This is a genomic window from Microbacterium sp. K36 (assembly GCF_004794355.1).
Lineage (GTDB): Bacteria > Actinomycetota > Actinomycetes > Actinomycetales > Microbacteriaceae > Microbacterium > Microbacterium paraoxydans_D.
The window spans coordinates 78,233-99,247 of the sequence record NZ_SSDN01000092.1 but is presented as its reverse complement, the minus strand read 5'-3'; the positions used below and the strand labels follow the sequence as shown (position 1 = coordinate 99,247).

Genomic DNA, 21,015 nt, shown 5'->3' with positions numbered 1-21,015 from the left:
CTTCGACAGGCTCAGGGACCCACCCTTCGACAGGCTCTGGGACCCACTTTTCGACCGGCTCTGGGACCCACCCTTCGACAGGCTCTCGGACCCACGCTTCGACAGGCTCAGGGACCCACCCTTCGACAGGGTCAGGGACCCAGCGTCGGAGGGGGTCAGGGGGGCCGGGCTTCCCGGAGGATGTGACGGCGCGCGGCGCGGGGGGTGTTCGCTCAGGGAACCCGAAGTAGGCTGGAACTCATGCGGCGCGGGACTTTCCGAGACGACACGGTGGACTATGCGGCCGTGGGTGCGACCCACGCCCCCGATCTGATGCAGTACCCGCCGGAGCGCAGCATCCCGGCGGAGGAATCCTGGCGGATCGGCAGTGGCGAGGAGCGTTTCCAGACGGCCGGCGAAGCCCTGCTGTCGTGGACGGCGCAGCGTGCAGCCGGGCTGTCCGTGGAAGACGTCCGCCCTGCTCCCGGTCCCGCCTATGCGGGCGTGAGCTTCGACGCCGAGGGCAATCCCATCGCGCCGAGCAAGCGCGACGTGGAGCCCCGGTACGACGCGGAGGGGATGCCCTTCGTGGGCGCGGGCATGACGCTCCACCTGCGAGGCCGCGTCGGCGGCATGCGCGCCGATTCCGAGCTGCGCGTGATCTCGGTCACCGAGGAGACCCGGCGGATCGGCTTCGTGCTGGGCACGGTCGGAGGCTCCGTCGTGAGCGGCGAGGAGTCGTTCGACGTGGACTGGCGAGAGGACAACGACGAGGTCTGGTTCACGGTGCGGGCCTTCGATGCCCCGAACACGCTGCTCTACCGTCTCGTCCCCGCTCTGATGAAGCGCCGCCGTCGCGAACTCTTCGCGCGCTACCTCCGCGCGATCTCTCCGCTCTACGCGACCCCGGTGTGATGGCGGGACCACTTCCGCTCGGGGATCCGGCGCCCGCGGACGGACGACTCCCCGCAGACCTTCCGATCTCCGCCGAGACGCCCTTCTCCGCCTATCTGCACATCCCGTTCTGCCGGGTGCGCTGCGGCTACTGCGACTTCAACACGTATACGTCCGGCGAGCTGCGCGGGGCGAAGCAGGAGGACTACGCGTCCACCCTCATCGGCGAGATCGCCCTGGCGCGTACGGTGCTGGACGAGGCCGGAGCGCTGCGCCCGATGGACACGGTGTTCTTCGGCGGCGGCACGCCCACCCTGCTCCCCGCGGGAGACCTCGCCCGCATGCTGGGAGCGGCCACCGCGGCGTTCGGACTCGCACCGGGCGCCGAGGTCACGGTCGAGGCCAATCCCGACACCGTGACCCCGGAGGTCGCGCACATCCTCGCCGAGGCGGGCGTTACGAGGCTGTCCATCGGCATGCAGTCCGCCGTCCCGCACGTCCTCGCCGCGCTCGACCGGACGCACCGGCCCGAGAACGTCAGCACCGCCGTCGCCGCGGCGAAGGAGGCAGGACTCGCGGTCAGCGTCGACCTCATCTACGGTGCACCGGGGGAGACTCTCGCCGACTGGGAGGCCTCGCTCGACGCCGCGCTGGCCCTGGAGTCCGATCACATCTCCGCATACGCCCTCATCATCGAGGACGGCACCAAGCTCGCTCGTCAGATCCGCCGCGGTGAGGTGCCGACCCCGGACGACGACCTCCAGGCCGACATGTACGAGCTGGCGGACGAGCGCCTCGCCGCCGCCGGGTTCGAGTGGTACGAGGTCAGCAACTGGGCTCGCAGCGAGGGGGAGCGGTCGCGTCACAACCTCGCGTACTGGCGGGGGAGCGACTGGTGGGGCTTCGGCCCCGGGGCGCACAGCCACGTCGCCGGCCTCCGGTGGTGGAACGTCAAGCATCCCGCTGCCTACGCGCAGCGGCTGGCCGCTTCCTCGTCGCCGGCGGCAGGGCGGGAGCGGCCGGACCAGGACGCGCAGACGCTCGAGCGCATCCTCCTCCTCAGTCGCATCCGTGAGGGGATCGCGGTGACCGACGTCCCGGAGCAGAACGGGGGGCGGGTGGCGGGGCTCATCGCCGACGGCCTGATCGACGCGGCGGCGGCGATCCGCGGGCGCGTCCAGCTCACGCTCCGCGGCCGTCTCCTCGCCGATGCCGTCGTGCGCGAGCTGACGGACTGAGCCGCGACGCCGGGCTGTCCGCCTTCGGAGATCTCCCGATCGCAGGAGGTAGGATTGGCACTCAGGGCGGCAGAGTGCCAGCATCCGGTCGGCGGGAAGGGGAACCCATGGTCACAGAGCGAGGGCTGCAGGTCCTCCGCGCGATCGTGCAGGACTACGTCGAGACGCACGAGCCCGTGGGCAGTCGTTCCATCGTCGACCGTCATTCCTTCGGCGTCTCGGCAGCGACCATCCGCAACGACATGGCGCAGCTGGAGGACGAGGAGCTGATCACGGCTCCGCACACGTCATCCGGACGCGTGCCGACGGACAAGGGCTACCGGGTGTTCGTCAACCACCTCGCCCAGCTCCGTCCTCTCTCCACCGCGCAGCGTTCCGCCATCGAGTCGTTCCTCGCCGATCCGGCCGACCTCGACGATCTGATGGTCCGGACGGTGCGCGTGCTCACGCAACTCACCGGACAGGTCGCGTTGGCGCAGTATCCGTCGTTCGCGAGAGCGCACGTGACCCACGTGGAGCTCGTCACGCTGGCCCCCAACCGGCTCCTCATCGTCCTCGTGACGGACGCGGGCGGGGTGTCCCAGCGGATCACCGCACTGCCGGACGCGATCGACGAAGCGGACCTCGCAGTGCTTCGCGCGCGACTGTCCGCCCTCATCACCGGGCAGGCGATCGCGTCGGCTTCCGACCGGCTTCAGGCACTCGTCGGCACGGAGGAGACGCCCCATGATCGTGTGCTCCGGGCAGTCGCCGGAGTCGTGATCGACGAACTCGGCGGCTTCCGGCAGGAGCGGCTCGTGATGGCGGGCGCGGCGACGCTGGCGCGGCGCGAGCAGGACTTCCGCGGCAGCATCCATCCCCTCCTCGAGGCCATCGAGGAACAGGTGACGCTGCTGCGGCTGATGAGCGAGATGGTGCCCGACGAGCACGGCCTCGCGGCGAGCATCGGCACCGAGAACGCCTCCTTCGGGCTCGGCGAGGCGTCGATCGTCGCCAGCAACTACGCGGCGCCCTCGGGGACCGCGCGGGTCGGTGTCATGGGGCCCACCCGGATGGACTATCCGAGCAACCTCGCGGCGGCACGGGCGGTCGCCCGCTACCTGTCGCGGATGCTCGACGACGACGAGGCCGGCCGCTGAGGCGGCCCCCACGGAAACACACGCAGAAGGGCGATTGTGGCGGACCACTACGAGGTTCTCGGGGTGTCCCGGGACGCTTCCACCGATGAGATCAAGAAGGCGTATCGGCGCCTGGCACGGCAGCTCCACCCGGACGTGAATCCGGGCGAGGAAGCCGCAGAGAAGTTCAAGCTCGTCACGCACGCCTACGATGTGCTGAGCGACGAGGAGTCACGCCGCCGCTACGACATGGGCGGCGGCGACGGCGCGAACAACTTCGGCGGCTTCGGCGGCTTCGGCGACATCTTCGAGACGTTCTTCGGGGCGTCGCAGGGTGGCGGACGCGGAGCCCGCCCGCGGTCGAGGCGTGAGCGCGGGCAGGACGCGCTCGTCCGGGTCACGCTCGATCTCGGCGACGTCGTCTTCGGTGCGCACCGCGACATCGAGGTCGACACAGCCGTGCTCTGCGAGACCTGTCAGGGTTCCTGCTGCCAGGAGGGCACCTCGCCGGTCACCTGCGACATCTGCGGTGGCACCGGTCACGTGCAGCGTCAGGTGCGGAGCCTCCTCGGCAACGTCGTGACCTCCCAGCCGTGCGGCACGTGCGAGGGCTACGGCACGACCATCCCGTACCCCTGCGGCACCTGCGGCGGGCAGGGACGCGTCCGCTCCCGCCGTACGGTCTCCCTCGACATCCCGGCAGGCGTCGAGACCGGCCTGCGGCTGCAGCTCCCCGGCTCCGGCGAGGTCGGCCGCGCGGGCGGCCCGAACGGCGACCTCTACGTGGAGGTCACGGTCAACCCGCACCCCGCGTTCAGCCGTGACGGCGACGACCTGCTCGCCACGCTCGAGGTGTCCATGACCGATGCCATCCTCGGTACCGAGACCTCGATCGAGGGACTCGACGGGGAGGTCGACCTGGAGATCCGCGCGGGCGTGCAGTCCGGCGATGTGCTGACCGTCAAGGGGCGGGGCATCACGCCGCTGCGCGGCACGCAGCGCGGCGACCTCCGCGTCGGCGTGCAGGTGGTCACCCCCACCAAGCTCGACTCCGCGCAGCGCAAGCTCATCGAGGACTTCGCCAAGAAGAACAAGGCGCCGGGCCCGCAGCTCGCGCAGTTCCAGCAGGGCCTGTTCTCCAAGCTCCGCGACCGGTTCCGCACCCACTGATCGTGGCGCTGCACTTCCTCGTCGAATCCGCGGGCGACGCCGCGGTGGGCGGTCTCGTGGCGCTCACCGGGGCCGAGGCGAAGCATGCGGCCGTCGTCCGGCGACTCCGCGTCGGTGAGGCCGTCACGGTCGGCGATGGCCGGGGCGTCTGGCTGACCGGCGTCGCCGAAGAGGTGTCGCCGTCGCGCGTCGACGTCCGGATCGCCGAGCGCGTCGAGCACGAGCCCGCGAGTCCGCGCCTCGTGCTCGTGCAGGCGCTGGCGAAGGGCGACCGCGACGAACTCGCCGTGCAGGCCGCGTGCGAGCTCGGCGTCGACGAGGTCGTGCCCTGGCAGGCGGGGCGCAGCGTGTCCCGCTGGGAGGGACCGAAGGCCGTGAAGGGACGCGAGCGCTGGGCGACGATCGTCCGCGAGGCGGCCAAGCAGGCGCACCGGGCCTGGGTGCCCGAGGTGGCCGCGCCGGAGTCGACCGCGCAGCTCGCGGCCCGGGCGGCGACGCAACGGGTGCTGCTGCTCGACCCGACCGCTCCCGCCCGGCTCTCCGCGCTCGTTCCCGATGACCGCGACCTCGTGCTCGTGGTGGGGCCGGAAGGCGGGATCGCTCCGGAGGAGCTCGAAAAGCTCACGGCGGCGGGCGCCGAGCGCGTTCTCCTCGGCGACACCGTGCTGCGCACGTCGACCGCGGGTCCCGCGGCGATCGCCGTGCTGTCGGCCGCCCTCGGCCGGTGGTGACCGGCCGCGCCGCGCGTCCCCCCAGTAAGCTGAGAGCATGAGCGAACCCTCGATCTTCACGCGCATCCTCACCGGGGACGTCCCGGGCGAGATCCTGCTCGACACGGGCCGCGTCTTCGCGATCCGCGACATCGATCCGCAGGCGCCGCTCCATGTGCTCGTCATCCCCAAGACCGAGGAGTACCGCGACGTCACCGAACTCGCGGCCGGGGACCCCGCTCTGCTGGCCGAGATGGTCGCCGCGGCGAAGCGCATCGCCGACGAGCACGCGAACGGCGAGTACCGCCTCATCTTCAACAACGGCGCGAGCGTCGCGCAGTCCGTCTTCCACGTGCACGCCCATGTGCTCGGCAACCTCGAGGAGAACAAGCTCGTTGGCTTCTGACGATCAGGAAAACGTCACCGAACGGCTCTACGCCGACGGCGTCGCGATGGTGCAGCTGCTCGGTCCGCAGGACCGGCTGCTGCGGATGCTGGAGCGCGAGCACCGAGACGTGCAGGTGCTCGTCCGCGGCAACGAGATCACGCTCACGGGCGAGCGCGAGGCCGTCGCCAAGGCGAAGAACCTCGTCGACGAGCTGCTCACGATGACGAAGGCCGGGCACGACCTCGCCCCGAGCGACGTGTCCAGCTCCGCGCGCATGCTGCGTCAGGACGGCGGCCCGCGGCCCAGTGAGGTGCTGGGTGAGGCGATCCTCTCCACGCGGGGCAAGGTGATCCGGCCGAAGACCCTCGGTCAGAAGGAGTACGTCGACGCGATCGAGGAGAACACGATCGTGTTCGGCATCGGTCCGGCCGGAACGGGCAAGACCTACCTCGCGATGGCGAAGGCCGTCCAGGCGCTGCAGCGCAAGGAGGTCACCCGCATCATCCTCACCCGTCCGGCGGTCGAGGCGGGCGAGCGCCTCGGGTTCCTCCCCGGCACGCTCACCGACAAGATCGACCCGTATCTGCGGCCGCTCTACGATGCACTGAACGAGATGATGGATCCGGAGATCGTGCCGCGCCTGATGGCGACCGGCACCATCGAGGTCGCCCCGCTCGCCTACATGCGCGGGCGCACGCTCAACGACTCCTTCGTTGTGCTCGACGAGGCGCAGAACACCACGCCCGAGCAGATGAAGATGTTCCTCACGCGTCTCGGGTTCGGCACGAAGATGGTCGTGACCGGCGACATCACGCAGGTCGACCTCCCGCAGGGCGCGTCCGGCCTCCGTCTGGTCACCCGGGTGCTCGACGGCATCGACGACATCCACTTCTCCCGTCTCACCAGTGACGACGTGGTCCGGCACTCCCTGGTGGGGCGCATCGTCGACGCCTACAGCGAGTACGACGAGCGGCGCGTGGCGCAGCGGGCCGAGCGCGAGCAGGCTCACGAGTTCGCCAACCGTGCTGAGCGCCGCGGCGCCCAGCGACCAGGACCACGCGACCGCATGCCGAAACGAGGGCTCTCATGATCGAGATCAACAACGAGTCGGCCATCGACGTCGACGAGACCGTGCTGCAGCGGCTGACCGACTTCAACCTCGCGCAGCTCCATGTCAGCGCCGACGCCGAAGTGGCCATCGTGCTCGTCGACGAGGGCGCCATGGAGGCGCTGCACGTGCAGTGGATGGACGAGCCGGGCCCGACCGACGTCCTGAGCTTCCCGATGGACGAGCTCCGCCCCGGCACCGAGGACCGGCCGACGCCTCCCGGGCTGCTCGGCGACATCGTCCTGTGCCCGCAGGTCGCGGAGACGCAGGCCCAGGCCGCCGGCCACACCCTCATGGACGAGCTCATCCTGCTCACGACGCACGGACTGCTGCACCTGCTCGGCTTCGACCACGCCGAGCCGGACGAGGAGCGCGAGATGTTCGGGCTGCAGAAGCAGCTCATCCAGGGCTTCGCCGCGTCCGAGCGCCGCCGGCGATGACGGAGCTGCTGCTGCTCGTCGCCGCGGTCCTGCTGGTGGCGTTCGGCGGCCTCATGGCCGCGATCGACGCGGCGTACAGCGTCACCTCCCGCGCCGGTCTGGCCGACATGGCCACGGAGGGCCGCCGCGCGAAGGCGCTGGAGCGGATCGCCGCCGATCTCGACGCGCACGTCAACGCGGTCGCCTTCATCCGCGTCCTCGCGGAGGTGACGGCCGCGGTGCTCGTGACCGTGGCGTTCACCCTCTTCTTCGAGAACATCTGGTGGGCCATGCTCGCCGCCGCCATCCTGATGACCGGCATCACCTTCGTCCTCGTCGGGGCGAGTCCGCGCACATTCGGTCATCAGCATGCGGAGAGCATGATCCGGGGCAGCGCGAACGTCGTCCGCGGGCTGCGCATCATCCTCGGGCCGATCGCCCAGGGACTCGTCGTCCTGGGCAACCGGGTGACGCCGGGTACCGGACGCAGTTCGTTCTCCAGCGAGGACCAGCTGCTGAGCATGGTCGACGAGGCCGCGTCCAACGACCTCATCGAGGAGGACGACCGCGACCTCATCCACTCGGTGTTCGACTTCACCGACCAGTTCGTCCGGGCGGTGATGGTGCCGCGCACCGAGATGGTCACCGTGGGTGCGGAGGCGACGACCGACGAGGCCATGTCGCTCTTCCTGCATCGCGGCGTGTCCCGCATGCCGGTCGTCGACGACGAGGCCGACGACGTCGTCGGGGTGCTGTATCTCAAAGACCTCGTGCAGTTCGCCTACCGCGACGACAGTGCCTGGCGTGCGGCGTCCATCCGCCCCATCGCGCGACCGGCCACGTTCGTCCCCGAGTCGATGCGCGCGGAGACCCTGCTGCAGCAGATGAAGCGCGACGCCGTGCACGTGTGCCTCGTGATCGACGAGCACGGCGGCATCTCCGGCCTCGTGACCCTGGAGGACCTCATCGAGGAGCTCGTGGGGGAGATCTCGGACGAGTACGATCAGGTATCCGCCGAGTTCGTCGACCTGGGCGACGGTCGATATCGGGTGAGCTCCCGGCTCTCGCTGGAGGACGTGGGCGACCTGTTCGGCCTGGAGCTCGAGGACGAGGACGTCGACTCCATCGGCGGCCTGCTCGGCAAGACGCTCGGCCAGGTGCCGCAGCCCGGTGCGACGGCGACCGTCCACGGCCTCGTGCTCACCGGCGGGGCCTCCCGCGGGCGGGGACGCGGGATCGCGACGGTGTTCGTGGAACGGGCGGCAGAGCCCGAAGATGTGCAGGACGAAGGAGAACGGCGCGATGACTGAAGACACCCGGAGCGGGTTCGTGACGTTCGTCGGGCGGCCGAACGTGGGCAAGTCGACGCTCACCAACGCCCTCGTCGGCGAGAAGATCGCCATCACGAGCGAGAAGCCGCAGACCACCCGCCGGGCGATCCGCGGCATCCTCAACCGCCCCGACGGACAGCTCGTCATCGTGGACACCCCCGGCATCCACAAGCCGCGGACGCTCCTGGGCGAGCGCCTGAACGATCTCGTGGAGCAGGTGCTGGGCGATGTCGACGTGATCGGCTTCTGCGTGCCCGCGACCGAGAAGGTCGGTCCCGGCGATCGCCGCATCGCCGCCTCGCTGGACGGCTACCCGCGTGCGCAGAAGATCGCGATCGTCACCAAGACCGACGCCGCGGGTCGCGATGAGATCACCGAACGGCTGATGGAGGTGGACTCCCTCCGGGAGGACTGGGCCGCGGTGATCCCGCTGTCGGCGCTGACCCGCGACCAGCTCGAGGTGCTCGCGGATGAGATCCTGCAGCTCATGCCGGAGGGTCCGGCGCTGTATCCGGAGGGCGTCACCACGGACGAGTCGACCGAGGACCGCATCGCCGAGATCATCCGAGAGGCGGCCCTCGACGGCGTGCGCGACGAGCTGCCACACTCGATCGCCGTCGTCGTCGACGACATCTCCCCGCGTGAGGACAGCGACCTCACCGACGTTCATGCCTCGATCGTCGTCGAGCGGGACAGCCAGAAGGCGATCATCATCGGCCACAAGGGCAAGCGTCTCCGCGACGTGGGAGCGCGCGCCCGCGCCGGCATCGAGGAGCTCCTCGGGACCCGCGTGTTCCTCGGGCTTCACGTCAAGGTCGCGAAGGAGTGGCAGCGCGACCCCAAGCAGCTCGGGCGGCTCGGGTTCTGACATGCCGGACAGCAGGACGTCGGAGGCGGCGGGCCGACCGCCGACCCCGCCGACATGATCGGCCGCGGCGAAGACCCGAGCTCGCTGCGGAACGAGGTCTTCACACGAGTGTTCGATGAGCACTGGGCGACAGTGCGCCACCACATCGAGGGCGTCGTCCCGGATGACGACGAGGTCAGCGAGATCGTGTCCGAGGTGTTCCTCGTGACGTGGTCGCGACTGCGACCCTCGCGGCCTCCGGGGAAGGTCTGGCTGCTCCGTCAGACCGACCGGCAGCTCCGCGCGCGGGCTCGGCGTTCGTCCACCGCGCACGGTGCGGTCGACGCGGTGCACGCGGGGCTCTCCGGCGACCCGGAGACCCTCGGCGGGTTCGGGCGCAGCGAAGTGCTCAGAGCTTTGGGTGTCCTCACTCCGGGGCAACGGCGTATCATCATGCTCACGTACTGGGACGGACTCGCGGTGGGGGAGATTGCGGAGTTGCTGCGCGCTTCCGAGGTCCGGGTGCGGAAGACGCTGGCGCGGGCCGAGGAACGGCTGCGCGCGACGCTGGGACTGGAGGGGACGGGGAGTGCGTGATGTCTGACAATGCCCTGCTCGAGCGTGTGCTCGTGGAGGCCGATCCCGCGCGCACGCCGCGCGATGCCGAGCCGGACGCGCGCGCGATCGCCGCGCGCGACCGCATCATCCGGTCGAAGCGTGCCCCGCGACGACGGCGAGCCAGGACGATCGGCTGGGCGGCAGGGCTGACCGCTGCCGCGGCGTCGGTCGCCATCGCCTTCGCGGCCCTCACTCCGCCGCAGTCCGCCGTTGCGGGTACTCCGTCGCCGCTGGTTTTCGAGAGCACCGGCTCTCTGAGCGACATCGTCGCCGACGCGGAGACCGAACTGACGGTGTTCGCGCCGCCCGCCGACCCGGAGCGCTCGGTGCGGACCGCCTCCTGGTCGTTCAACGCGGAGATGGACACGGGGCGCACCGAGGTCATGCCGCAGTTCTCGACGTTCACCTGGCGGGAAGACCTCTCCGGGGAGGCCCTCGCCATCAACGGCGTCCCGTACGATCCCGAGGACGCGGTCGCGAACGGCGACTCCGAGATCGTGAGCAGCGGCGAGGTGGCCTCGCGCGTGACGTTCGCCCCCGGCGAGTTCGAGACCCCGGTCGTCGCCGCGCCGGGGGATTCCGCCGCCGACGTGCGGGCGCTCCTGGGGGCGTTCGGCATGCCGGACGATCCGACGGCCTTCGAGGTGGTGACCGCCCTCACCTCGGTCTTCGGTCAGTGGACGCTCACCAACGCGCAGCACGCCGCGGTGCTGACGCTCATCGAGGCGTCCGGAGGGGCGCAGGCGCTCGGCGAGTCCACCGACCGCCTCGGGCGTCCTGTCGCCGGTATCCGAGTGCTGTCCGCGGACGGCGTCGTGAGCGACGACCTTCTGGTGTCCCTCGACACCGGCCGCATCGTCGGCATCGAGCGAACCGTCCTGAAGGACGACGGCGTCTTCCCGGCCGGGGCGGTCGTGGACTACCGGATGTGGGACATCCCTGAGGAGGTCGTGCAATGAAGCACTCGCGACCGCTGACCGCGGTTCTCGTGGCCCTGGCTCTCGTCGCGACCGGCGGGCCCGCCGTCGCGGCAGGCGAGGAGCCCGTCGATCCCCAGCTCTCCCAGCTGCTCGAAGAGGTTCCCGGGGGTGTGGTGACCGACGGCGGCAGCGCCGTCTGGCCGAAGCTCGACATGGAGTACCGACCGGCCCCGGCGACGTCGCGGGTCGCGGCGCGCTCCGTCGGCTCCTGCGCGACCGGGCGGATCTGCGCGTACAACGCCTCCAACCTCGGTGGTGGCATGTTGAGCTGGGGGAGCTGCACCACCATCACCATCCCTTCGTCGTTCGCCACCCGTTCCGCTGCGAACGCGCGGACCTCGGGGTACATGCAGGTGCGCAACGGGACTTCGGTGCTCGCGACCGTCAACGCCAATGCCTGGGGCAACGTCTCCGGCTCGGCGACCAACATCCGCTGCTTCCTCTGAGAGTCGGGGCAGGCCCGTACGTGAGACGACGAGGGGGCGGGAGCATGGCGGGGCACTGGGTGGCGAGGGCGGCGGGACCTCCCGAGTCGTGGTCGTTCGAGGAGCACGAGCCCGCGGAGCCGGGCGAGGGCGAGGTCACGATCCGGGTGCGGGCCGCGGGGGTGAATCCGGCCGACGCGAAGCATGTGGCCGCCGCCCGGCCGGGGCTCGAGTTCCCCGTGCCCATCGGATACGAGGTCTCGGGTGAGCTCGCGGCGATCGGCCCCGAGACCCGCATCGGTTCCGGTGAGGCCGAGGTGGGCGATGAGGTCGTGGCGTTCCGCGTGCGGGGCGGTTACGCGACCGAGGTCACGGTGCCCGCGGCGAAGGTGTTCGCGAAGCCGTCGACGCTCACCCACCCGGAAGCGGCCAACCTCCTGCTCGTCGGCACGACGGCCGCGGAGATGCTCGCCGTCACGGGGGCGACGCCGGGGGAGACGGTCCTGCTGCACGGGGCGTCCGGTGCGGTGGGTGTGAGCGTGCTGCAGCAGGCACGGCTCCGGGACATCCGGGTTATCGGCACGGCGAGCCCTGAGCGTTTCGACGAGGTGCGGCGATTCGGCGGTATCCCGGTGCCCTACGGTCCGGGCCTCGTCGATCGGGTGCGCGCGCTGGCGGACGGGCCGGTCGCCGCGGCTCTCGATGCCGTGGGGACCGACGAGGCCGTCGACGTCTCCCTGAGCCTGGTGGCGGACCGCCGGAGGGTCGTCACGATCGCGAACCCGTCGCGGGCGTCCGCCGAGGGTTTCCTCACGATCGCCGGGTCGATGCCGGAGAGCGCCCGGTTCCGCGACGAGGTGCGCAGCGAACTCCTCGCTCTGGCGCAGAACGGCGACCTCGTGGTCCCTGTGGCACGGACCTTCCCGCTGGCCGACGCGCCAGAGGCGCATCGCCTCCTCGCCGCCGGGCACCCGGGCGGCAAGCCCGCGCTGATCCCCGAGGGCTAACCGGTCTCCCGCAGTGCTGAGGTCACGATGACCACGTCCTCGCCGTACTCGGCATCGACCGTGTCCTGCAGCGCCCCGTCGTCCCAGACGACCTGGAGCCACACGTAGCCACGGTCCACCGACACGGCGAGCGCGTCCGCGCCGAGACGTCCGATGATGTCGTTCTGCACCCGATCCAGCTCGTCCGCCGAGCTCGTGCCGTCGACGCCGGCCGTCGGATCCTCCGGAGCCATCGGATCGTAGAGGGCGAGGAGCGCCGGGGGATCGGTCAGCGTGAATCGCGCGCCGTTCCAGGTACCGGTCACCGCGTAGGCCCCCCACCGCGTCTCGCCGGACGCCTCGCGGCCGTCCAGACCGTCCCAGCTCCACTCGTCGAGCGGGACGCCGTCGCACTGCGGCGGATACGACTCGCGGATCGCGCCGAGACACAGCCGCACGTCCCCGGACTCATCGAGCACGGTTCCCGTGGCGACGACGTGCCCCTTCGGTGGTGCGGGTTCCGCCTCCTCCAGGAGCATGTCCGAGGGGACGGTCGTGCTGGTCGGCGGAGCGGCCGCTCCCGGCGCGGTGGCACAGGCGGCCAGCAGCAACAGCACTGCCGTCGCGACCCCGACGGCGGTGACAGGGCGGTCGCGGAGGATGCTCATACCGACCAGTGTCGCGCGGGCACGCATCGTCTCAGACGTCGAAACGCCCGCGGCTTCCCTGCTAGCATGACCACATGCCTTTCGGCGGTCTGCTTCTTCTTAGCTGCCGCGACGAGTCCTAAAGCTAGGGCCTTCCTCGTCGCGGCGCTTGTGTTGGCCCGTACATCTTGACGAAGAGAAGAAGCCCCATCATGCAGAACACCCAGCGCCCGTCCGCGATGCCGATCCACAAGTACCGGCCCTTCCACGAGCAGATCAACGTCCACCTGCCTGACCGCACCTGGCCCGATGCCCGCATCACCGAGGCGCCCCGCTGGTGCGCCGTCGACCTCCGCGACGGCAACCAGGCCCTCATCGACCCCATGTCGCCCGAGCGCAAGCGCGTCATGTTCGAGCTGCTCGTCGGCATGGGGTACAAGGAGATCGAAGTCGGCTTCCCCTCGGCGAGCCAGACCGACTTCGACTTCGTGCGCCAGCTCATCGAGGAGAACGTCATCCCGGATGACGTCACGATCCAGGTCCTGACGCAGGCGCGCGAGCACCTGATCGCCCGCACCTACGAGGCCATCGCCGGTGCGAAGCAGGCCATCGTCCACCTGTACAACTCCACGAGCGTTCTGCAGCGCGAGGTCGTCTTCCGCACCGACAAGCAGGGCATCACCGACATCGCGCTCGAGGGCGCCCGGCTGTGCCGTCGGTTCGAGAAGACGATCCCGGACACCCAGGTGTACTACGAGTACTCCCCGGAGAGCTACACCGGCACCGAGCTGGAGTTCGCGGTCGACGTCTGCAACCAGGTCATCGAGATCTTCGAGCCCACGCCGGACCGCAAGGTCATCATCAACCTCCCCGCGACGGTGGAGATGGCGACGCCGAACGTCTACGCCGACTCGATCGAGTGGATGAGTCGTCACCTGAACCACCGCGAGAACGTGATCCTGTCGCTCCACCCGCACAACGACCGCGGGACCGCGATCGCCGCGGCCGAGCTGGGGTACATGGCCGGAGCCGACCGCATCGAGGGGTGCCTGTTCGGCAACGGGGAGCGCACGGGCAATGTCGACCTCGTCGCGCTGGGCATCAACATGTTCACGCAGGGCATCGATCCGCAGATCGACTTCAGCGACATCGACCAGGTCAAGCGCACGGTCGAGTACTGCAACCAGCTGCCGGTTCCGGAGCGCAGCCCGTGGGTGGGGGACCTCGTCTTCACGGCGTTCAGCGGCTCGCACCAGGACGCCATCAAGAAGGGCTTCGAGGCCATGGCCGCCAAGGCCGAGGCGCAGGGCGTGACGGTCGACGAGATCGAGTGGGCCGTGCCGTACCTGCCCGTGGACCCGAAGGACCTCGGTCGCTCCTACGAGGCCGTCATCCGCGTGAACTCGCAGTCCGGCAAGGGCGGCGTCGCGTACCTGCTGAAGTCCGACCATGCGATCGACCTCCCGCGCAAGCTGCAGATCGAGTTCTCCGGTGTCGTGCAGGCCAAGACGGATGCCGAGGGCGGCGAGGTCACCAGCGAGCAGATCTGGTCGATCTTCACCGACGAGTACCTGCCTGCCGTCGACACCGAGGCGAAGTGGGGCCGGTTCGAGCTGCTCGCGACGCAGACCCGGAGCGACATGTCCGGCGACGTCGTGCTCGACGTCGTGCTGCGGGACGACGACCAGGAGGTCTCCGTCTCTGGCAACGGCAACGGTCCGGTCGCCGCGTTCGTCGAGGTGCTGCGTGGACAGGGCTTCGACATCACGGTCTACGACTACGTCGAGCACGCTCTCAGCGCCGGCGGGGACGCGCAGGCCGCCGCGTACGTCGAGCTGCAGGTGGGCGATCAGCGCCTGTGGGGCGTCGGCATCGACGGTGACATCTCGACCGCGTCGCTCAAGGCGATCGTGTCCGGTGTGAACCGTTCGATCCGCAGCCGTCAGCAGGAGCTGGCCGCCGTCTGACCCTCCTTCGAATCGCGCGATTGGTCGTATCCGGCCGCCGGGTGCGACGAATCGCGCGACTCGAAGTGGGGGATCAGTCCATCCACTGCACCAGTTGCCAGATGAGGCCGTTGGGGTCGGCGAACTGGCAGTACCGCTCGCCCCAGGGTTCGGTCTCGGGAGGGGTGACCACGCGAGCGCCCGCGCCGGCGATACGGGCGAACTCCCGGTCGATCTCGTCGACGACGAAGACGATCAGAGTTCCCTGACCGGCGGACCCGGCGATCTCCTGCGGGCGGAACGTCGACAGCCCCGTCTCGAGGAAGATGACATTCGGCACGGGCCCCGGGTGCTGCAACGAGACGAAGCCCTCCGCGGACATCGCCTCCTCGAACCCGAAGTGCGTCATGGCGAACGCGGCGGAGGCGGCGACGTCGGGGACGTTGAGCGAGAGGGCGGTCTGCGTGATGTTCACGGTTCTCCTTATCGAAAGTCTGTACAGCGTATAGGGTTAAGGCGCGAGCGGTCTAGGCTATTCCCGATGGCCAAGAACCTCGTCGATCTGCTCTGGCGGCACAGCCCCGTGGCTCCCGCGACCCCACAGCGCGGACCGAAGGCGCGTCATTCGACGGATGACGTGGTCGACCGCGCTGTCGTGTTGGCTGACGCCGACGGCCTCGGCGCGGTGACCATCCGGTCTCTCGCGCAGAGTCTCGAGCTGACGCCGATGTCGATCTACACGCACGTCAATAGCCGCGCCGACCTGCTCGTCCTGATGGCGGACGCGATGCACGCCAGGATGCTCGTCGCGCCTGCGCAGGCCTCCGGATGGCGCGACGCGGTCCGGGCGATCGCCGAGGACAACCTGCGCCTCCTCCGGACGCACCCGTGGCTCATCGACATCCGCGATCCGCGGGTCGCGCTCGGCCCGGGCACCATCGCGAAGTACGACCGGGAACTCCACGCCTTCGACGGCCTCGGTCTCGGCGCCGTGGAGCGCGACGCGGCGTTGAGCTTCGTGCTGGACTTCACCCTCTCCGCGGCGGCCCGCATGCGGGAGCAGCAGAGTGCCGAGTCGTTCGCGGCTTCCTGGGCGGAGGCGGCACCGCGTCTGGCGGCCTACCTGGGTGACGACCTGCCGCTCGCCCGGTCGGTGGGCCAGGCTGCCGGGGAAGCCATGGGCGCGCCCTATGACGCTCGAACGGCGTGGGAATTCGGCCTCGCGCGCGTGATCGACGGGCTCGCCGCCGTCTGACCCTCCTTCGAATCGCGCGATTGGTCGTATTCGGCCGCCGGATGGAGCCAATCGCGCGATTCGAAGTCAGTCTCGGGGCTTCACGATCGGGATGGCACCGGTCTCCGCGGCGACCTTGCGGCGGTAGAGACGGCGCTGCTCCGGTAGCGACACGTCGAACGTCACCGCGAGGATCCGGATCACGGCGGTCACGATGATGCCGATGACGGCCGCGAGGGGGATGGGCATCCCGACGGCGTTCGCGACGACGATGAACGTGCAGCCGGCGGCCGCAGCCACGGCATACAGGGAGCCGACGTGCATGATCGCCGTCGGCAGGCCCATCAGCATATCGCGGAGCACGCTCCCGCCGACCGCGGCGCAGACGCCGATGAAGACCGCGGGAACCTCGGGGATGCCGAAGGCGAGGGCCTTGCTCGTCCCGAAGGCGCCGAACATCCCGATCACGACGGCGTCGAGCACCACGATCGCCGTGTTGAGCCGCGTGAAGAGTCCGGCCAGCAGCATGCCGAGCAGGGCCGCACCCGCTGCGGTGACCAGGTACCACTGGTTCTGCAGGGTGGCGGGCGTCTGTCCGAGCAGGATGTCGCGGATGAGACCGCCGCCCATGCCGATCATGATCCCGATGATCGCGACGCCCAGCCAGTCGAGCCGGCGCTGGCCCTGGAATCCCGCGGCGAACATCGCGCCCTGCACTCCGCCGAGGCCGACGCCGAGGAGGTCCGCCCACAGCGGAATGGTGAAGAGCGGTTCGGTCACGCGTCCATTGTCGCGCACGGAGGATAATCGAAGGGTGCCCACCTACCGAGACGAAGCGGTGATCCTGCGCACCCACAAGCTGGGCGAGGCGGATCGCATCGTCACGATGCTGTCCCGGCGGCACGGCAAGGTGCGCGCGGTCGCCAAGGGCGTGCGCCGCACCTCGTCGAAGTTCGGCTCCCGCCTCGAGCCGTTCATGGTCGCAGACGTACAGCTCTACGAAGGCCGCTCGCTCGACATCGTGCAGCAGGCGGAGTCGCTCGGGGCCTACGGCACGGATATCGCCGCGCACTACGACCGGTTCACCGCCGCGAACGCCATGGTCGAGACCGCCGACCGCCTCAGCGACGCCGAGGCCACCCCGGAGCAGTACCTCCTACTCGTCGGCGGGTTGCGGGCGCTGTCCCGCGGCGAGCACGCGCCGCGCAGCATCCTCGACTCGTACTTGCTGCGGGTCATGTCCCTCTCGGGGTGGGCGCCGTCCCTCGAGGACTGCGCGCGCTGCGGGGCTCCGGGGCCGCACTCCGTCTTCGTCGCGCAGCTGGGCGGACTCGTGTGCCACGCCGACGCGCCCGCTGGGAGCCCAAGGATCGCCGAGAAGACACTCACGCTGCTGCGCGCGCTGATCCGTGGCGACTGGGACCTCATCGACGCGGCACCGCACGCCGACACCGCCGCCGCGTCGGGCCTCGTCGCGGCGTACGCCCAGTGGCACCTGGAGCGGGGCATCCGCTCGCTCGCGCACGTGTCGTCCACCCCCGGAGAAGGAGCACGGTGAGCCCGAAGCCCTACACGCACAAGGACGCCGTGCCGTACCGGCCGCTCGACTGGACCGGCGTGTACCCGCCCGCGTTCCCGGCCGTCCCGGAGCACGTCGCCATCGTCATGGACGGCAACGGCCGCTGGGCGAACCGCCGCGGCCTCAACCGCATCGAGGGCCACAAGGCCGGGGAGGAGGTGCTGCTCGACGTCGTCGCCGGCGCGATCCAGGCCGGCGTGAAGCACCTCTCGGTCTATGCGTTCTCCACCGAGAACTGGGCCCGCTCGCCCGAGGAGGTCCGCTTCCTCATGGGGTACAACCGCGATGTCCTGCACCGCCGCCGCGATCAGCTCAACGAGTGGGGTGTGCGCGTGCGGTGGGCGGGGCGCAAGCCGCGACTGTGGGGGAGCGTCATCAAGGAGCTGCAGTACGCCGAGCAGCTCACCCGCGACAACGACGTGCTCACCCTCACCATGTGCGTCAACTACGGCGGCCGGGTCGAGCTCGTCGACGCGATGCGGGCCATCGCGGCCGATGTCGCGGCCGGGCGGGTGAAGCCGAACGCGATCAGCGAGAAGACGATCCGTCGTCACCTCTACGTCCCGGACATGCCGGACGTGGACCTGTTCCTGCGCAGCTCGGGGGAGCAGCGCACGTCGAACTTCCTGCTGTGGCAGTCGGCCTACGCCGAGATGGTGTTCCTGGACACCCTGTGGCCGGACTTCTCCCGCGAGGAGCTCTGGCGCGCGATCGGGGTCTACCTCTCCCGCGACCGACGCTTCGGCGGCGCGGTGGACACCCCGACCTCGGCCTGAGCCCGCAGCCAGCGCTCCGTCTCGCGCGGATGCGTGAGTCGCACGATCGTGAGGTGGGGGAAGCGCGCCTCGACCTCCGGAAAGCGCTCCGCCCAGGTTCGCAGCGTCTTCGTCTGCCAGGCCAGGATGTTCGCCTCCGGATCGCTGCGCAAGAGGTGCCAGATCGGCTTCTCGACGTTCCCGTTCCACATCCGGGTGCGCAGGATGCTGCGGCTGAGGGTGCGTCGGAGCAGACGCGAGCGCACCACGCGGTACGGGTAGTCGAGCCAGAGCGCGAGCTGCGCCCTCGGGGTCATGATCTCGTCGGTCCCCTTGCTCGTGTACTGCCACTCGGTCACCCAGCGCTCCTCCGCCGCGAAGGCGCGCACGTCGTCGAGGAACTCCGCCCGCGGGGTCCAGTCCGGGCCGTGGAACAGGCCGTCGATCTCCACGTGGCGGAGGTCCCAGAGGGCGGCCAGCCGTCGGGACAGGGTCGTCTTCCCCGAGCCGGTGACCCCCGCGACGAGCACCCGTGCGGGCCGGAAGGGCAGCGGATCGTCGGCGGAGAGCATCCGAGGATTCTACTGACGGAATACGTCGGACGCCCGAGCGGTTGTCCCCGGTGTGACTGAACCCATCTCCATCGACATCTGGTCCGACATCGCCTGCCCCTGGTGCTACATCGGCAAGCGCAACCTCGAGAAGGGGCTGGAGGCGGTCTCCGCCGATGAGGACGCTCCGCAGGTCACGGTCACCTTCCACTCGTTCGAGCTCTCCCCGGACACCCCGGTCGACTTCGACGGTGACGAGATCGACTTCCTCTCCGGCCACAAGGGGATGCCGCGCACACAGGTCGAGCAGATGCTGGCCAACGTCACGAACGTCGCCGCGAACGCGGGCCTGCAGTACCGGTTCGACCTGCTGCAGCACACGAACACCGTGAAGGCGCACGAGCTGCTGCACTTCGCGAAGGCCGAGGGGCGCCAGCACGAGATGGAGGAGCGGCTCATGTCCGCCTACTTCACCGAGGGCAAGCACGTGGGGCGCATCGACGACCTCGTCGCCCTCGCCGCCGAGGTCGGTCTCGATGCCGATCGCGCCCGTGCCGCGCTCGAGAGCGAGCAGTACCTCGCCGACGTCCGTCAGGACCAGGCGCAGGCCCGCGCGTATGGCATCCAGGGGGTGCCGTTCTTCGTGGTCGACGGCCAGTACGGCATCAGCGGCGCGCAGCCGCCGGCCGCGTTCGAGAACGTGATCCGCGACCTCTGGGCGCAGCGCAGCACGGCCGTCGAGGCCTGACCCGCATCGACAGACGACGGCGGGGACCCCGGGTCGGGGGTCCCCGCCGTTCTGCTGCCCGGCCTCAGAGGCGCTGCTGGCGGGGGCCGAGGGGAAGCGGCTCCATCGGCTGGTCGTTCGCGGTCAGGTCGATGCCGAGGTCCCTGGCGTAGACGACCCTGGTGGAGATGGCGACGTCGTCGCCCGCCTCCTTCAGCTCGAACACCCGGCCCCCGCGCATGCGGTTGCGCTCGGCACCGGAGAGGCCGTAGGCGCCGAAGCCGGTTCCCGGGGCATAGCCCAGCATCACGCCGTAGTAGTCGCCCATGTAATCGTTGACGTGGTCGTGCCCGACGAACACGCCCTTCACGTCGCCGCGCTCGAGGATCGCGTTGAACATGCCCGAGTTGAACGGCCCGGGGCACTCGTCCTCGTTGCGTTCCCCGACGATGCCGTGGCGGGCCTTGCCGCGCGCGGCGTCGGCCGCCGTACGGGTGTCCACACCACCCCACCACATGAAGCGGTGCTCCCACAGCGCGATGTGGAGGAACATGAGGCCGGGCACCTTGCGTCCACGGCGCTGCTCCAGGCGCTGCGACTGGTCGCGATACCAGGCCACCTGGTCCATCCGCAGCCAGTCCCAGGCCGGGTAGCCGGCGAAGTCCTGGCCGTCGATGGCGTCCGGCGCGTAGCGGCCGGAATCCATCAGCCAGAGGGCGAACGTCTCCCGGTTCTTCTTGGCGGCGGACCCGATCGTCACGATCGTGTTGCTCGTACCCGTCACGCCGCGCGTGTTCTCGGCGTTCACGTTGTACTCGTACGACCGGTAGAGCTTCAGCATCCCGGCTTCGTCGACGCCGGACTGGGGCAGCGAGTCCTCGTCGTGGTTGCCGTATGTGACCGCCCAGGGGATGCGACGGGACTCCATCGGCATGACCACGTTGTTGATGGCCTGCTTCACCGCCAGCCGCGTCTCGCAGCCGCCCGTGATCACGTCGCCGTTGATGACCACGAAGTCCGGCTTCTCCTGGTCGAGCACCTTCTCCATCAGCTCGACGGTGCGACGGTCGGTGAGCTCGTCGTCCTGCGTGTCGTTGAACTGCACGACCTTGAAGGTGCCGTCGGCACGGAACCGCAGGCTCCGCGCCTGCCCGCCACCCGGCGACGCCGGGGCGATCGCCGCTGCGGCGGGTCCGGTGCCGAGGGGGAGGGCGGTACCGAGCGCACCGAGCGCTCCCGCGGTGAGGACAGTTCGCCGGCTGAGGGGCAGTCGGTCGGGCATGCGTGGTCTCCTTCGTCTTCGGCGCGTGTCGCCGCGGTGAGACTAGGGACGCCGCATGTCGACGGGGAGACCAGAAGGTGAAC

24 protein-coding genes are annotated in these 21,015 nt (G+C 70.0%); 19 read left to right on the top strand and 5 right to left on the bottom strand.

Annotated features, from left to right (window positions below; all coding sequences use genetic code 11):
- Nucleotides 1-240 precede the first annotated feature (240 nt).
- The 14 genes from DW296_RS12690 to DW296_RS12625 all read left to right on the top strand — a co-directional run bounded on the left by DW296_RS12690 (nucleotide 241) and on the right by DW296_RS12625 (nucleotide 12,232).
- Nucleotides 241-894, top strand: a complete 654-nt coding sequence (locus tag DW296_RS12690) for a DUF1990 family protein (RefSeq protein ID WP_025103695.1) — start codon at nucleotides 241-243, stop codon at nucleotides 892-894.
- On the top strand, nucleotides 894-2,111 hold the full coding sequence (gene hemW, locus DW296_RS12685; protein ID WP_136052516.1) for a radical SAM family heme chaperone HemW: 1,218 nt from the start codon (nucleotides 894-896) through the stop codon (nucleotides 2,109-2,111). Before DW296_RS12690 ends, hemW begins: the two co-directional genes overlap by 1 nt.
- 107 nt (nucleotides 2,112-2,218) lie before the next feature.
- Complete coding sequence (gene hrcA / locus DW296_RS12680) at nucleotides 2,219-3,250, top strand: heat-inducible transcriptional repressor HrcA (RefSeq protein WP_136052515.1); 1,032 nt, start codon at nucleotides 2,219-2,221, stop codon at nucleotides 3,248-3,250.
- 36 nt (nucleotides 3,251-3,286) lie between these two features.
- On the top strand, nucleotides 3,287-4,399 hold the full coding sequence (dnaJ, locus tag DW296_RS12675) for a molecular chaperone DnaJ (RefSeq protein WP_136052514.1): 1,113 nt from the start codon (nucleotides 3,287-3,289) through the stop codon (nucleotides 4,397-4,399).
- 2 nt (nucleotides 4,400-4,401) lie between these two features.
- On the top strand, nucleotides 4,402-5,130 hold the full coding sequence (locus DW296_RS12670) for a 16S rRNA (uracil(1498)-N(3))-methyltransferase (RefSeq protein WP_136052513.1): 729 nt from the start codon (nucleotides 4,402-4,404) through the stop codon (nucleotides 5,128-5,130).
- A 37-nt stretch (nucleotides 5,131-5,167) separates the two neighbouring features.
- On the top strand, nucleotides 5,168-5,515 hold the full coding sequence (locus tag DW296_RS12665; protein WP_136052512.1) for an HIT domain-containing protein: 348 nt from the start codon (nucleotides 5,168-5,170) through the stop codon (nucleotides 5,513-5,515).
- A 46-nt stretch (nucleotides 5,516-5,561) separates the two neighbouring features.
- Nucleotides 5,562-6,587 (top strand): PhoH family protein, encoded by a 1,026-nt coding sequence (locus DW296_RS12660; RefSeq protein ID WP_240743087.1) that lies wholly within the window; start codon nucleotides 5,562-5,564, stop codon nucleotides 6,585-6,587.
- Nucleotides 6,584-7,045, top strand: coding sequence for an rRNA maturation RNase YbeY (ybeY, locus tag DW296_RS12655; protein ID WP_025103688.1), 462 nt, complete (start codon nucleotides 6,584-6,586; stop codon nucleotides 7,043-7,045). Before DW296_RS12660 ends, ybeY begins: the two co-directional genes overlap by 4 nt.
- Entirely contained in the window at nucleotides 7,042-8,334 is a 1,293-nt protein-coding gene (locus tag DW296_RS12650) for a hemolysin family protein (RefSeq protein ID WP_136052510.1), read from the top strand. Before ybeY ends, DW296_RS12650 begins: the two co-directional genes overlap by 4 nt.
- Nucleotides 8,327-9,223, top strand: coding sequence for a GTPase Era (gene era, locus DW296_RS12645; protein WP_136052509.1), 897 nt, complete (start codon nucleotides 8,327-8,329; stop codon nucleotides 9,221-9,223). The genes DW296_RS12650 and era overlap by 8 nt, the downstream gene beginning before the upstream one ends.
- A 54-nt stretch (nucleotides 9,224-9,277) precedes the next feature.
- Nucleotides 9,278-9,799 (top strand): RNA polymerase sigma factor, encoded by a 522-nt coding sequence (locus DW296_RS12640; RefSeq protein ID WP_136052508.1) that lies wholly within the window; start codon nucleotides 9,278-9,280, stop codon nucleotides 9,797-9,799.
- A complete protein-coding gene (locus DW296_RS12635) occupies nucleotides 9,799-10,779 on the top strand; it encodes a hypothetical protein (RefSeq protein WP_136052507.1) in 981 nt (326 codons plus the stop codon). The genes DW296_RS12640 and DW296_RS12635 overlap by 1 nt, the downstream gene beginning before the upstream one ends.
- On the top strand, nucleotides 10,776-11,246 hold the full coding sequence (locus DW296_RS12630; RefSeq protein ID WP_136052506.1) for a hypothetical protein: 471 nt from the start codon (nucleotides 10,776-10,778) through the stop codon (nucleotides 11,244-11,246). Before DW296_RS12635 ends, DW296_RS12630 begins: the two co-directional genes overlap by 4 nt.
- 44 nt (nucleotides 11,247-11,290) lie before the next feature.
- Nucleotides 11,291-12,232: a quinone oxidoreductase family protein gene (locus tag DW296_RS12625; RefSeq protein WP_136052505.1), complete on the top strand. Its 942-nt coding sequence runs from the start codon at nucleotides 11,291-11,293 to the stop codon at nucleotides 12,230-12,232.
- Here DW296_RS12625 and DW296_RS12620 read toward each other — a convergent pair.
- A complete protein-coding gene (locus DW296_RS12620; protein WP_240743085.1) occupies nucleotides 12,229-12,879 on the bottom strand; it encodes a hypothetical protein in 651 nt (216 codons plus the stop codon). The genes DW296_RS12625 and DW296_RS12620 overlap by 4 nt on opposite strands.
- Before the next feature lie 191 nt (nucleotides 12,880-13,070).
- Between DW296_RS12620 and leuA the strand changes: the two genes are divergently transcribed.
- On the top strand, nucleotides 13,071-14,825 hold the full coding sequence (leuA, locus tag DW296_RS12615; protein WP_136052503.1) for a 2-isopropylmalate synthase: 1,755 nt from the start codon (nucleotides 13,071-13,073) through the stop codon (nucleotides 14,823-14,825).
- Nucleotides 14,826-14,898: 73 nt separating this feature from the next.
- Here leuA and DW296_RS12610 read toward each other — a convergent pair whose 3' ends face one another.
- A complete protein-coding gene (locus DW296_RS12610) occupies nucleotides 14,899-15,279 on the bottom strand; it encodes a VOC family protein (protein WP_136052502.1) in 381 nt (126 codons plus the stop codon).
- 66 nt (nucleotides 15,280-15,345) lie between these two features.
- Between DW296_RS12610 and DW296_RS12605 the strand changes: the two genes are divergently transcribed.
- A complete protein-coding gene (locus tag DW296_RS12605; protein WP_136052501.1) occupies nucleotides 15,346-16,059 on the top strand; it encodes a TetR/AcrR family transcriptional regulator C-terminal domain-containing protein in 714 nt (237 codons plus the stop codon).
- Nucleotides 16,060-16,125: 66 nt separating this feature from the next.
- Here the strand turns inward: DW296_RS12605 and DW296_RS12600 are convergent, their stop codons facing one another.
- Nucleotides 16,126-16,818 (bottom strand): trimeric intracellular cation channel family protein, encoded by a 693-nt coding sequence (locus tag DW296_RS12600; RefSeq protein ID WP_136052500.1) that lies wholly within the window; start codon nucleotides 16,816-16,818, stop codon nucleotides 16,126-16,128.
- A 34-nt stretch (nucleotides 16,819-16,852) separates the two neighbouring features.
- Here DW296_RS12600 and recO point away from each other — a divergent pair, with 34 nt between their 5' ends.
- Entirely contained in the window at nucleotides 16,853-17,596 is a 744-nt protein-coding gene (gene recO / locus DW296_RS12595) for a DNA repair protein RecO (protein WP_025103676.1), read from the top strand.
- Nucleotides 17,593-18,393, top strand: a complete 801-nt coding sequence (locus tag DW296_RS12590) for an isoprenyl transferase (protein WP_071329502.1) — start codon at nucleotides 17,593-17,595, stop codon at nucleotides 18,391-18,393. Before recO ends, DW296_RS12590 begins: the two co-directional genes overlap by 4 nt.
- Here the strand turns inward: DW296_RS12590 and DW296_RS12585 are convergent.
- Nucleotides 18,336-18,944: an AAA family ATPase gene (locus DW296_RS12585; RefSeq protein ID WP_136052499.1), complete on the bottom strand. Its 609-nt coding sequence runs from the start codon at nucleotides 18,942-18,944 to the stop codon at nucleotides 18,336-18,338. The genes DW296_RS12590 and DW296_RS12585 overlap by 58 nt on opposite strands.
- Before the next feature lie 52 nt (nucleotides 18,945-18,996).
- On the opposite strand from DW296_RS12585, the gene DW296_RS12580 reads away from it, so the two are divergent.
- Entirely contained in the window at nucleotides 18,997-19,671 is a 675-nt protein-coding gene (locus DW296_RS12580) for a DsbA family oxidoreductase (RefSeq protein ID WP_136052498.1), read from the top strand.
- Between the two features lie 64 nt (nucleotides 19,672-19,735).
- On the opposite strand, the gene DW296_RS12575 is transcribed toward DW296_RS12580, so the two are convergent.
- Entirely contained in the window at nucleotides 19,736-20,932 is a 1,197-nt protein-coding gene (locus DW296_RS12575) for a metallophosphoesterase family protein (RefSeq protein ID WP_168429034.1), read from the bottom strand.
- Between the last annotated feature and the right edge of the window lie 83 nt (nucleotides 20,933-21,015).

Bases quoted from the DNA above. Each gene is read 5' to 3' on its own strand.
- DW296_RS12660 (WP_240743087.1), top strand. From the start codon at position 5,562: ATGGTGCAGCTGCTCGGTCCGCAGGACCGGCTGCTGCGGATGCTGGAG.
- hemW (WP_136052516.1), top strand. From the start codon at position 894: ATGGCGGGACCACTTCCGCTCGGGGATCCGGCGCCCGCGGACGGACGA.
- leuA (WP_136052503.1), top strand. From the start codon at position 13,071: ATGCAGAACACCCAGCGCCCGTCCGCGATGCCGATCCACAAGTACCGG.
- DW296_RS12605 (WP_136052501.1), top strand. From the start codon at position 15,346: ATGGCCAAGAACCTCGTCGATCTGCTCTGGCGGCACAGCCCCGTGGCT.
- DW296_RS12630 (WP_136052506.1), top strand. From the start codon at position 10,776: ATGAAGCACTCGCGACCGCTGACCGCGGTTCTCGTGGCCCTGGCTCTC.
- DW296_RS12690 (WP_025103695.1), top strand. From the start codon at position 241: ATGCGGCGCGGGACTTTCCGAGACGACACGGTGGACTATGCGGCCGTG.
- hrcA (WP_136052515.1), top strand. From the start codon at position 2,219: ATGGTCACAGAGCGAGGGCTGCAGGTCCTCCGCGCGATCGTGCAGGAC.
- DW296_RS12575 (WP_168429034.1), bottom strand. From the start codon at position 20,932: ATGCCCGACCGACTGCCCCTCAGCCGGCGAACTGTCCTCACCGCGGGA.
- DW296_RS12620 (WP_240743085.1), bottom strand. From the start codon at position 12,879: ATGAGCATCCTCCGCGACCGCCCTGTCACCGCCGTCGGGGTCGCGACG.
- DW296_RS12625 (WP_136052505.1), top strand. From the start codon at position 11,291: ATGGCGGGGCACTGGGTGGCGAGGGCGGCGGGACCTCCCGAGTCGTGG.
- DW296_RS12635 (WP_136052507.1), top strand. From the start codon at position 9,799: ATGTCTGACAATGCCCTGCTCGAGCGTGTGCTCGTGGAGGCCGATCCC.
- DW296_RS12650 (WP_136052510.1), top strand. From the start codon at position 7,042: ATGACGGAGCTGCTGCTGCTCGTCGCCGCGGTCCTGCTGGTGGCGTTC.
- ybeY (WP_025103688.1), top strand. From the start codon at position 6,584: ATGATCGAGATCAACAACGAGTCGGCCATCGACGTCGACGAGACCGTG.
- era (WP_136052509.1), top strand. From the start codon at position 8,327: ATGACTGAAGACACCCGGAGCGGGTTCGTGACGTTCGTCGGGCGGCCG.
- DW296_RS12665 (WP_136052512.1), top strand. From the start codon at position 5,168: ATGAGCGAACCCTCGATCTTCACGCGCATCCTCACCGGGGACGTCCCG.
- DW296_RS12640 (WP_136052508.1), top strand. From the start codon at position 9,278: ATGATCGGCCGCGGCGAAGACCCGAGCTCGCTGCGGAACGAGGTCTTC.
- DW296_RS12585 (WP_136052499.1), bottom strand. From the start codon at position 18,944: ATGCTCTCCGCCGACGATCCGCTGCCCTTCCGGCCCGCACGGGTGCTC.